The 11,480-nt window shown below is 62.0% G+C and carries 8 protein-coding genes and 1 pseudogene; 6 read left to right on the forward strand and 3 right to left on the reverse strand.

The features are described from left to right. Both JOY90_RS07410 and JOY90_RS07415 read left to right on the forward strand, forming a co-directional pair. Positions 1-2,002, forward strand: a 2,002-nt coding sequence (locus tag JOY90_RS07410) for a tetratricopeptide repeat protein (protein WP_291690495.1), incomplete at its 5' end; no start/stop codon positions are given. A gap of 216 nt (positions 2,003-2,218) precedes the next feature. After that, entirely contained in the window at positions 2,219-2,404 is a 186-nt protein-coding gene (locus tag JOY90_RS07415; protein WP_291690496.1) for a hypothetical protein, read from the forward strand. 976 nt (positions 2,405-3,380) lie between these two features. On the opposite strand, the gene JOY90_RS07420 is transcribed toward JOY90_RS07415, so the two are convergent. Continuing rightward, positions 3,381-3,584 (reverse strand): hypothetical protein, encoded by a 204-nt coding sequence (locus tag JOY90_RS07420; RefSeq protein WP_291690497.1) that lies wholly within the window; start codon positions 3,582-3,584, stop codon positions 3,381-3,383. Positions 3,585-3,757: 173 nt separating this feature from the next. On the opposite strand from JOY90_RS07420, the pseudogene JOY90_RS07425 reads away from it, so the two are divergent. The 3 genes and pseudogenes from JOY90_RS07425 to JOY90_RS07435 form a co-directional block, all read left to right on the forward strand. After that, positions 3,758-4,202 (forward strand): annotated as a pseudogene (locus tag JOY90_RS07425) (IS5 family transposase); the annotation flags it as partial. Next, on the forward strand, positions 4,175-4,456 hold the full coding sequence (locus JOY90_RS07430) for a DUF2274 domain-containing protein (RefSeq protein ID WP_291690502.1): 282 nt from the start codon (positions 4,175-4,177) through the stop codon (positions 4,454-4,456). The pseudogene JOY90_RS07425 and the gene JOY90_RS07430, both read left to right, overlap by 28 nt. 494 nt (positions 4,457-4,950) lie before the next feature. Then, positions 4,951-6,969: a PBP1A family penicillin-binding protein gene (locus JOY90_RS07435; protein ID WP_291690498.1), complete on the forward strand. Its 2,019-nt coding sequence runs from the start codon at positions 4,951-4,953 to the stop codon at positions 6,967-6,969. A 458-nt stretch (positions 6,970-7,427) separates the two neighbouring features. Here the strand turns inward: JOY90_RS07435 and JOY90_RS07440 are convergent, their stop codons facing one another. Together JOY90_RS07440 and JOY90_RS07445 are read right to left on the reverse strand one after the other, a co-directional pair. Then, positions 7,428-8,372 (reverse strand): N-acetylmuramic acid 6-phosphate etherase, encoded by a 945-nt coding sequence (locus JOY90_RS07440; RefSeq protein ID WP_291690499.1) that lies wholly within the window; start codon positions 8,370-8,372, stop codon positions 7,428-7,430. Continuing rightward, on the reverse strand, positions 8,332-9,315 hold the full coding sequence (locus JOY90_RS07445; protein WP_291690500.1) for a BadF/BadG/BcrA/BcrD ATPase family protein: 984 nt from the start codon (positions 9,313-9,315) through the stop codon (positions 8,332-8,334). The genes JOY90_RS07440 and JOY90_RS07445 overlap by 41 nt, the downstream gene beginning before the upstream one ends. 115 nt (positions 9,316-9,430) lie before the next feature. Between JOY90_RS07445 and nagA the strand changes: the two genes are divergently transcribed. Then, positions 9,431-10,762, forward strand: coding sequence for an N-acetylglucosamine-6-phosphate deacetylase (nagA, locus tag JOY90_RS07450; RefSeq protein WP_291690501.1), 1,332 nt, complete (start codon positions 9,431-9,433; stop codon positions 10,760-10,762). The last annotated feature ends 718 nt before the right edge of the window (positions 10,763-11,480 follow it).

Consider the following 11,480-nt stretch of genomic DNA (forward strand, 5'->3'; position numbering starts at 1 on the left):
CCGAGGCGTCATCCTCGCCGCCAACGGCCTGCTTCCGGAAGCACTGGCCTGTTTCGCCAGGGCCGTCGCGCTGAGGCCGGACCATATGGATGCGCGCAACAATCTCGGCCGGGCGCTCCGCGCGGTCGGTCGCGCGCGCGAGGCGGCAGCACAGTTCACGGCGGTGCTGAAAGTCGCTCCCAATTCGCCGCTCGCGCATTTCAATCTGGCCTCGGCGCTCGAGGCCGAAGGCGAGGCGAAAGGGGCAGAAACGCATTATCGAAACGCGATTGCGCTGCGGGGCGATTTTCTCGACGCGCATCTCCATCTTGCCGCACTGTTGCAGAAGATGGGGAGCCTGCCGGATGCGCTGGCATCGGCCGAGCGCGCGGTGGCGATCGCGCCCAATGATGCCGGGGCACGCAACAATCTCGGCAACATCTTGCAGGCGATGGATCGGCGCGAGGCGGCGACGACGCAGTATCGATCGGCGTTGCGGCTCGATCCCAATTCGTACGCGGCGCACTACAATCTGGGCGTCGCGCTGCGCGGCGGAGCCCTGATCGCCGAGGCGCGAGAGCATTTTGCCCGGGCCGTCGCGTTGCAGCCGGATTTCCTGGAGGCCGAGTTCGCTTGCTGCATTGCGGAGTTGCCGGTGCTGTACGAAACGCCGGCCGAGATCGATGCGTGCCGCGTCGCCTATGCAAGCTCGCTCGCGAGGCTGAGCAGGAGGCTGGAGCAGGACGCGCCGGCAGCGCTGGTCGACGCGATCGGCGCCCACCAGCCGTTCTACCTGCCGTATCAGGGCCGCGACGACCGCGAACTGCAATCGATCTACGGAGCGATGGTTTGCAAGGTTCTGGCGGCCCGCTATCAAACGCCGCCGCTGCCGAAGCCTCCGGCCGCAGCGGAGCCGATCCGGCTCGGGATCGTCAGCGGATTTTTCCGCTGGCACTCGAACTGGAAAATTCCGATCAAAGGCTGGCTCAGGATGCTCGACCGCGATCGGTTTCGGCTGTTCGGCTATCACACGAGCGCCGAGTGCGATGCGGAGACCGATATCGCTGCCGCGCTATGCGAGCGCTTCGTGCAGGGGCCGCTGCCGCTCGATGGCTGGCGGCACGAGATCAGGCGCGACGCGCCGCATGTCCTGCTGTTTCCCGAAATCGGCATGGACAAGGTGACGGCGCAATTGGCGGCGATGCGGCTCGCCCCGATCCAGTGCACGTCGTGGGGCCATCCGGTGACCAGCGGCTTTCCGACCATCGACTATTTCCTGAGCAGCGAGCTGATGGAGCCCGAAGGCGCCGAAGTGCATTATTCGGAGAGACTGGTGCGGCTGCCGAATCTCTCTATCCACTATGAGCCCGCCGACGTTGCGCGCGTCGTGATCGATCGCGCCGGGCTCGGGCTGCGCGACGATGCGGTGGTCTACTGGAGCGCGCAGTCGCTCCCCAAATATCTGCCGCAGTTCGACGACGTCTTTGCGCGGATCGCGGCGGCAGTGCCGCGCTCGCAGTTCGTCTTCATCGCGTTCGCCGGCGGCGGCCGTGTCACCGAGCTGTTTCAGCGGCGGCTCAGCCGCGCCTTCGCGGCGGCTGGCCTGAGATCGACGGACCACTGTGTTTTCCTGCCGCGGCTTGTGCCGGAACGTTTCGCGGCGGCGATCGGACAATGCGATGTCGTGCTGGACAGCATAGGCTGGTCAGGCTGCAATTCGATCCTGGAAAGCCTCCATCATGACCTTCCGATCGTTGCGTTCGAGGGAAATTTGATGCGCGGCCGCCACGCAGCCGCGATTCTGCGTATGATGAACGTCCCTGGCACCACCGCGCAAACAATAGGCGAATATGTCGAAATCGCTGCGTTGCTGGGCCGCGACGCAACCAAACGTCGAGAAGTGTCATCAATGATTGCCGCCAGCAAAATTCGCGTGTATCGCGATCGTGGATCCATTGCTGGTCTGGAAGCGTTTCTCAATCAGGTCGCTCGAATGCCGATGAATAACTGGCGGTCTGCATAGACGGCCAGCGTAGCCCGAGCGCTCCCGCCGTTCCGGAGGAAAATGCAAGGGATAGAGTGGCGGAACTGTTGAGGTACTGGCGCTACGCTCCCGTCTGTCGGTTCGCACGGCTTCCCTTCTTGCGCCAACATACGATTGCTGGAGGCGCAGGGTTGCGCAAACGCCGCGCCTGCTTCCTATCAGTCCGAGAACGCCGCTTGAGGGGGAGCATCTTCGGTGGAATGGTTGTGTCGGGCCACTCTATTTGGAGCGGAAGCGGCGCTGCGCAGCGCGCTCGGTCCGGCAATCGCGCATTATCTCGACGATTCGCCGGTCGCCGAGATGATGCTCGAAGTGGAGACTGATCGACCCAAGCTCGATTTCCTCGCCCGTCCCTTTGAAGAGGTCACGGTATTGTCGTAAGCCTGCGGATGCCCTCACCGAGCGAAGGAAGATGTCCGCCCCCATGATTCCGCGAGCCGGCGTTTGGGGAATAGAACCGTCGGCCGGTCATCTCACGTTCAGATGCATTGTCATAGCTTCCCGTTCATGCGGAAGACCATGGACAAGCCACGCCCGCTCTGGATGCCGCGAGACCGACTGGAATGGCTTTTCGCCGTTGCGGCGGTGATGGGGTTCGCATTGGTGACTGCGGTACTTGTTTGGATGGCGCTCAGCGGTTGACTAAGCGCGGGATCGTCATTCGCGGCTCCGCCGGAGGGCGGCACTCGCTCGCGGCACCACTCAGACAGTCCCTGCATCCAAACGCCGCGATGCAGGCTTGCGTTTTCTCATGCCCGTTATGGATGGCATGTAACGTGCACTCCGAAGGTCGAGGTCAGGGCTGAACTATTTCCAATACCACGTAGAACTTGATGCTTTTCCATTAGGAGTTGCGGATGAGACCAGCAGATCAACGCGATCTTTGCCCGCATTGTCAAATTCGGCTTGAAATCACTTGTGTGAAGTTCCGACTTGCCGGTGCAACAATGGTCTTCGCCTGCCCGAATTGCGGCATTGCGTTCGTCGATGATCGGAGTGCCGCAAAACCGAGCAGCCTGGACCCGCCAAAAAAGGACAATGCGTTTTTCGCATTAACTTGAACTGATCTCGACGCGGTAGCTTTGTCAGGTTGGCGTAATAAACTGTGCCGTTCGTGAGCGTCTTAATTGTGATTGAAGAGCAGGATCGAGATATGCGCAGATTTGCATTCTAGTGGTTGCTCTTCTGTGTTGTCGGCGATTGTCTCGAAAGCGCGTTGCGCGTTGGTACACCCATCGGACGCAAGCGCCGCCAAACCACCGGCGCGCCATCGAGGGAACCTCGACCCGGGGCCCTGGCGCAGCGCTGAGGATGTGTTAGTAACGCCCGCGCGTAAACTTCAAGGAGGAAACAGATGTCAAAGAAGGCCAGCGAGCACCACACAAAGGCGGCGGAACACCATACTCACGCAGCGAAACATCATTCCGAAGCGGCCAAGCACCACGCCGCCGGCAACCATGAGAAGGCCGCTCACCACGCTCATGCCGCACACGGTCACGCCTCGCATGCCGAGGAACACGGCGAGCATGCGAGTCGAGCGCATAGCGAAGAGCATGGCCACAAGGTCTAGACCTGCTACAAAGCCAGCAAGGCCGATGTGCGCCGAGCCGACGCCGTGCAGCGATCTGTGAGCAAAAAAGAAAAGGCCCGGCGCAGTGCCGGGCCTAGGGTCTGTACCCAATTAGCATATTCTGATTCTATTGGGCCGAATTTGATTCGGCCCAGGGTAATTCGATGCGTAAAGGACTGTTCTGGCTTAGCGATAAGCAGTGGGCTCAAATAGAGCCGCACCTTCCTACGAACCAGACCGGCCTGGCGCGCAATGACGATCGACGCATCATCAGCGGTATCATTTATATGCTTCAGTGCGGGGCACGCTGGCGCGATTGCCCGCCGGACGATGGTCCTTACACGACGATCTACAACCGGTTCAATCGCTGGGCCAAGCGCGGACATTGGCAGGCGATCTTCGAAGCGCTCGCCCACTGCGGCAAAGACGGCGTGTCTCTGTCTATCGACTCCACCTCGATCAAGGCGCATCGCTCGGCAAGCGGCGGAAAAGGGGGAGCATCAACAGGCGATCGGCCGCTCGCGTGGTGGACGGACCACGAAAATCCACGCGCTGACGGATCGTGATTGCAGGCCTCGGGCATTCCATCTCACTCCGGGGCAAGACGCAAGCCGGTCAAGGTCGCGATTGAACTGCCCGCTGCGGTGCACCGAGATCTCGTCGCTTATGCCGACATTCTATCCCGCGAGTCGGGTCGGGCAATCAGCGATCCAGCCAAGTTGATTGCACCGATGATCACGCGATTCATGGCGACCGACCGAGCCTTTGTCAGGTCCCGCCGCGCGAATCAGCCATCAGCGGCGAATCGAGATCATGCGGGCGTCCCGGACAGCGACCGAGCGCACGGCAGCCGGAAGAGCTAACCTTGCATCGTCGCCAACCTGATCCGGCGGGTGACTCCAATTACCTGCACTTGTCGGAAGCACTCGTCTCACTGACTTAGCAAGGGGAAATCCTTCGAAGATGTCAAGGATGCGGTGGGCGCCTATGAACTGGAGGCCGACGAGGCGTGAGCCTCTGGCAGGCCCGGGGGTCTTCCGGGGAGGCCGTGCCTATTCGAGATTGCTTCAGTCCTCACCGGCCTCGGCCCCGACCTCGCCGCCTGACCGAAGCTCTGCTGCATGTGCTCGGCAAGAGCACGCGTGAAGCTGTTTGCGGCCTGAAGGCCGCCCCACGACCGGATCGGAACCCTCGCCCCGCAACCGCGTTTGCAATGTCGCAGGCAGGCCGCCTCCCGGTGGCTGCCTTGCAGAGGAATCGCCAATCCCTTGTTGCAAAGGGAGGCACAGCGGGCTGCTTTAACGATGTGGTTCGAGCGACGACGGCCGCCGCAATTGCTTTCATGGAGACGTCTGTCATGAGCGCGCCCGAGATCCACGAGGACGGCCCTGCTGCGCCGCGCTCGTCGCGGTCGCAATGGGGTTGCGCCTTTGCTGCGCTGCTGACTGCGATCTTCCTGGTATCCAGCGCGACGTCGGCGTTGTGGTTCCTGATCAACATTCCATCATCGCTGCGCGAGGTGACCTCCCGTCGCGTGATCGAACTGAAGACGGCCGACGGCCACGATTTATTTCGCCGCGGGCAACTGCAACTTCGGCCCGTCGCGGTCCAGGACCTGCCCCCCGACGTCATCAATGCAGTGCTGAGCATCGAGGACCGGCACTTCTATGAGCATGGCAGCGTCGATTTCTTGTCCATGCTGCGGGCGTTCATTCAAAACAGGGAAGCCGGCAAGATCGTCGCCGGCGGCAGCACGATCACCCAGCAGCTCGTCAAGATCACCTTTCTCAGTCCGGAGCGAACCTATAACCGTAAGATCCAGGAGGCCACGATCTCGTTCTGGCTCGAGCATCACCTGAGCAAGGACGAGATTCTCACGGCCTATCTCAACAACGTCTATCTCGGTTCCGGCACGGTCGGCTTTCCGGCGGCCGCAAAGGTCTATTTTGGCAAGAAAGTAGGCGATCTCTCCCTCGCCGAGGCCGCCATGCTGGCCGGCATGATCAACGCGCCCAGTCAGGACGATCCGTTCCACAACGTAGACGCGGCGCACAAGCGGGCCGGCGTCGTGCTCGACGCGATGGTCGAGAACGGGAAGATCACGGCAGAGACCGCGATGAGGGCCAAACTGCACCCGGCCATAGCGGCGCAGACCGAGATCTCGCCGCCCGCGACCGGCTGGTTCGCCGATTGGGTCTATGACAAGGCCACCGCCGTGGCCCCGGCCTATGGCGGTCCCGTCAGCCTGCGCACCACAATCGACCTGCGCTTGCAACAACTTGCCGCCAACGTCGTGAATACGACGCTCGCCAAATTTGGAGACGAGAAGCATGCAAGCCAGGCGGCGTTGTTGGCGATGCGGCCCGACGGCGCGGTGCTGGCCATGGTCGGAGGACGAAGTTACACCGACAGCCAGTATAACCGCGCGGTGCAGGCGCAGCGGCAGCCCGGCTCGGCATTCAAGCTGTTCGACTACTATGCCGCCTTCCGTCAGGGCATGGGCCCCCAGGACAAGATCCTCGATGCACCGGTCGATCTCCATGGCTGGCATCCCGAGAATTACGGGCATCGCAATCACGGCGAGGTGACGCTGGCGGACGCATTTGCCAATTCGCTCAACGATGCCGCGGTCCGGCTGGCACAGCAGGTCGGCATCCGCCAGGTGATCGCGGCCGCGCGCGACCTCGGATTGCACGCGCGGCTGCAGAACAATCCATCTCTCGCGCTCGGCACGAGCGAGGTGACCCTGCTCGATCTCACCTCGGCCTACGCGGCCGTGCGCGCCGGCAAGACGCCTGTCACGCCTTACGGCATTTCCGGCTTCAGGACCGCGCAAGACTCCGACTATGTGGCGGTCGACCGCACTAGTGAGGCGCAGCACAGCCTCGGGCAATATCAGGCTCAGCTGATTGGCTTGCTGCGCGGGGTGGTCGAACGCGGCACCGGCCGCCCGGCGGCGCTCGACCGCTTTGCCGCCGGCAAGACCGGAACCACCCAGGATTACAGGGACGCTTGGTTCATCGGGTTCGACGACTTCCTTGTCGTCGGCGTCTGGGTCGGCAACGACGATCACAGCCCGATGAAGGGCGTCACCGGAGGCTTGCTGCCGGCAAAGATATGGAAAGATTTCATGCAAGAGGCGAACGTCCCGAGCATGGCCGGCGCGATACCCGAGCCAGCCGTAACGACGGTAGGACAATCGCAAGTACAACCCGAAGTATCGTCCAATGCCGCCACGACTGGCACTCCGCCTACTGACGCGCAAGGCGGCCAATGCAACGTTCCGGCGTGCGAGCGCTCTTACAGCTCGTTCCGCGGTTCAGATTGCACCTATCAGCCCTATTCGGGCGGGCCGAGACAGCATTGCGACCACTGAAGCGAAGCCTATGCCTGGAACTTCCATGCTTCTTCGATTTCCAGCCGGACCTCAAAACGTCGAATCCGCTCGTGTCGTGCTTAGCTGCGAGGCTTCCGACTATGCGGCTGCTTTTACGAAATGAACGGGGGAGCGGCCCGAGACATTGGTGACAAAACGTACCGGACACATGGGTTACACTTTCCGCTTTTGTTCTGCGGGAGGTGTTGATGCCGTGGAAAGCGAGTTCGGTAATGGAAGAGCGGCTTCAATTGTTGCCGGGCTTCTCGACGGGGAAGCCACGACCGTCTCGACAATATATCTTAAGAAAAACCGGGCATGCCCAGAGCTTCCTCGGCCACACACGACGCCCAGGGGCGCAGGGCCGATCTCATTTCGCTGCGCGATGTCGCGCGTGGCTGGCGGTCACGAGCGATTCTGGCGACAACATCCGATTTCGCCCGACATCGCGGATGTTGTCATGGCTCAACGAGTCCGCCTTGCTTGCTCGCAGCCGCTCCCTCATGATGCCGGTCACGATCCCCAGCGAGCTCGGCAAACACGCGCCGAAGGTTGCTGTCATGCTTTTTCAGAATGGTCATGGCGTCAACCCCATCGACCCCCAACACCAGAAGGGCTGCCATCTTGATGTCTCCCTCGGCCTGCTCAAGCGAGCGTGCCGCGTGCGAAGGATCGCAGTGCGCGATCTGCGCCACCATGGCCTCGGCGCGTCGCTTCAGCTTGGCATTGGTCGGCTGCATGTTCACCATCATGCCGCGATACACCCGGCCGAGGCGTAGCATGATCCCTGAGGAGATCAGATTGAGCACCACCTTCTGCGCGGTGCCTGCCTTCATCCGCGTGGAGCCGGCGATCAGTTCGCGGCCGGTCTCGATCAAAATCGGAAACTTTGCCGATGCCAGCAGCGCAGTGCCGGGATTATTTGCGACACCGATCGTTACGGCGCCGAAAGAGCCTGCGTGCTGCAGCGCCGCGACCGTGAATGGTGTTGTCCCGCTGGCCGACACGGCGATCACCACGTCATGCGGCGTGAGCCGCGCGGCATTGATCTGCGCGACAGCATCATCGACATCGTCCTCCGCGCCCTCGATGCTGGCGACGAACGCGCTGTCTCCGCCGGCGATGATGAAGTGGACGCGCTCCTTGGGCCAGGCGAAGGTCGGCATCAACTCGGCGCCATCCTGGACCGCCACGCGGCCCGAAGTGCCGGCGCCGACATACAGAATGTGCCCGCAATCGCGCAGCGCTGGCACGGCCGCTTCGGTCGCCGCAGTGATCGCGGGAAGGGCATGGCCGATCGCCGCGACCGCCGCAAGCTGGCCCTCCCACATGGCTTCGATCGCTGACGTCAGCGACCATGCATCAAGATCGGCAAAGCGGGGATCGACTTCTTCGGTAGCCATGCGAATGATTCCATGCGCCGTCAAATGCGGAACTTTGAAGCCTGTTCATGTCAGGTTCTCTCTTGGGCAGGTTAAGCTGCCCTCGCGCCACCAGTAACGCACCGGCCGCCGCGTCCGCGTCGGGACGCCTAAGGCGGCCGCGCAGGTCAGGCGTCAGCCAGGGCGTAATGGCATCCGCGAGCCCGCCCACGAGCGAGAGCCGGTCAATTCCTTTCGCCAGGAACAGATCGAGCAGATCGCCAATGGCATCAGCTGCGCGTTCGACAATGCGACGGCCAACCGGATCGCCCTCATTGGCATGCCGCATCACGATTGGCGCGAACACGGCGTAGTCCGTGGCCCTGGCTTCTTCAGACCAGGCCACCGCCTGATAAGGATCATGATCGAAGGCGCCCAGAACCTCTGAGAGCAACGGGGTCAGCGCGCTGCGGTGATCCGCGGCCCGCAGCGCCTGTCGGACAACCTGCAGGCCGATGTCGGCGCCGCTGCCTTCGTCCGAGACGGGAAAGCCGTAACCGGCGAGACGGATTTCGCGGCCTTCGATCAGGCCGACACCCACCGAGCCGGTGCCTGCTACCACAATGGCCCCGTCTGCACCGCTATGGGCGCCGAGACAGGCCGCGAGGCCGTCACTGATGAAGATGACGGAGGCAAAGGGATGCGGGATCTTGTTGAGCGCCGCTTCCGCGCCGCGGCGACCAAGACCTGCAAGGCCAATTCCGGCGTGCATCCGCGCAAAATCCTCGTGGGTGAGCCCAGTCTGTGCGGCTGCTGCTTGAGTGGCCTCCATGATGGAGCACCAAGCCTCTTCAAGGCCAATCCGCGTCGTGGCAGGACCCGAATTCGCCTCACCGAGCACCTCGCCGTTTTCTTCCTCGATCCGAGCGCGGCACCGGGTTCCGCCTCCATCAATGCCTAGATACGTGGTACCTCTTGTTCCCATCGAAAGTTAATGCGCGGGTTTCGTTTCGGGTCCTCACAATGTCCTCGGCCACTCCGCCATACTTATGAAGCCTTGACAGGGGCTCGGCATCACGAGTCCGTGACACCATGGATGAATGCTGATGGGCCACGCTGGGTCTTCGCTCACGATTGTCGCGCAGCGCATCTTTGACGGTAACAGCATGCGCGGGCCGGGATCTGTGAAGATCTCGCAGGGCCGGATCGAAAGTATCACCTTCGGCGAGGCCGAGGCGGGCGCCTCAATCCAGCTTCCCGCAGACGCGATCCTTGCACCCGGATTCATCGACATTCAGGTGAACGGAGGCGGGGGCGTTCTTCTCAACGACCAGCCAACGGAGGCCGGTATTCAACGCATCGTTGCAGCGCACCGCAAGGGAGGGACCACGGGCTGCTTGCCGACCCTCATCACCGATCGCACCGAGGTCATCGAGCGATTGGCTGGTGTCGCCCAGGCTGGTCTGAAGATATCCGGCGTGCTTGGCTTTCATCTGGAAGGACCGGCTCTCAACGGGTCTCGTAAGGGCATTCATCCGCAAGCCGAGATACGCGTGCCCGATTGGCGCGATCTCGCCGCCATCAAACGGTTTGGGCGCTGCGGCCGCTCTATTGTGACCTTAGCCCCGGAATGTGTGCCGGGGTCCACGATCGATGAATTGATCGACGCCGGGTTGCGCATCGCGGCCGGGCACAGCGACGCCACCGCGGCCGAAATCGGGCAGGCGGTCGATCGCGGTGTCTCCGGAGTGACCCATCTGTTCAATGCCATGTCGCCATTGAACGCAAGGGAGCCGGGCTTGGTAGGCGCCGCGCTTGGGGACGACCGGCTGTTTGCAGGAATCATCTGCGACGGCATCCACGTTGACCGCGTCGGTTTGCGTATTGCCTTCCGCTGCAAGGGACGCGATCGATTGATGTTGGTCACCGATGCCATGCCGTTGGTGGGCACGAACGACCGGCAATTCATGCTGCAAGGAAGACAGATTACGTTGCATGAAGGTCGCCTGACCGGTGCCGATGGCACCCTCGCGGGCGCTCACCTCACCATGATCGAGGCAGTACGCAACGCAGTTGCGCTGCTGGGGATCTCCCTTGTCGATGCTCTCATCATGGCCTCTCGGACACCCGCGGCATTTCTAGGCCTTGCACTCGAGCTCGGGCGGATCGCGCCCGGATACCGCGCGGACCTGGTCGCTTTCAATCCGAACTTTGAAGTCGTCGGCACGTGGATAGGTGGTGTCGGTTCGATGGGCGAGGCGAGTGAGGCTCCTGCGGGCAACAGCGCTCGCAAGCCAAACTCGGACGAGCTCTATGGCACCGACCACCACGATGTTGCCGACGGGGTTGGCACGTTGCCGCGTGACTACGCCAGTGTTCCCAAAGAAGTTCCTGTGCTGGGACCGCCGGGCCGACGTCGTTCGGATCGTTGATCGGCCCCTCGGCATAGACGCCAAAACCTTTCGCAACGGTGGCGTAGTCCACGAAGGGATCCTTCAGGGTGTTTCCAATGTCGGCGTGGGTGATACCGCGGCCGTGCCGGGCGGTCATCGCCTGCAAGTACATGTATTCCTGGTGGTCGGCGCGGTTGCTGTGCACGACATAGAGCAACGGAATGCGGTGATGCGCGGCCGTCCATAGCGTTGCTCGGCACGACCATGAAGTCGCCGTCGAGAGTCCAATTCCGCCACATGCAGCACATCGTCGTTCGAAAGGGCGTATCTTGCTCATGGGATGCTTTTAAGCTTTCGAATGCCTGGCTGGATGGCCTGCCGACCGTAGAAGACGAATAGGGGTATGGACTGAGCCGCGTAGCCCCAGCCAGGTCAGCTGTTCGGGAACGTACAAGGCAGCTGGATCGCAACTACTCTTTCACGACAATCGTGTTGGTCGATGCCGTGCGAGCGAAGTCGCGAACTGCTTCGACAAGCAGGCGTATCACCCGCATTTCCCAGTCGATGGGCTCGATGGGCTCTTCCCAGTCGTGGGATATCACATAAGCCGCATGGCGTGCCTTTTCGTCCAATCCTGCAGGCGTAACTGCAGCAGCACCATAGCAGAATCAGCATCGGACAAAAAATGGACCTCGGAGCTAATGCTCCCAGGAAGTCGATACACAACCTTAGCCTGGATGCCGGATGCGCCGACCTC

The sequence above is a fragment of the Bradyrhizobium sp. genome, from assembly GCF_019242285.1.
Classification (GTDB): domain Bacteria; phylum Pseudomonadota; class Alphaproteobacteria; order Rhizobiales; family Xanthobacteraceae; genus Bradyrhizobium.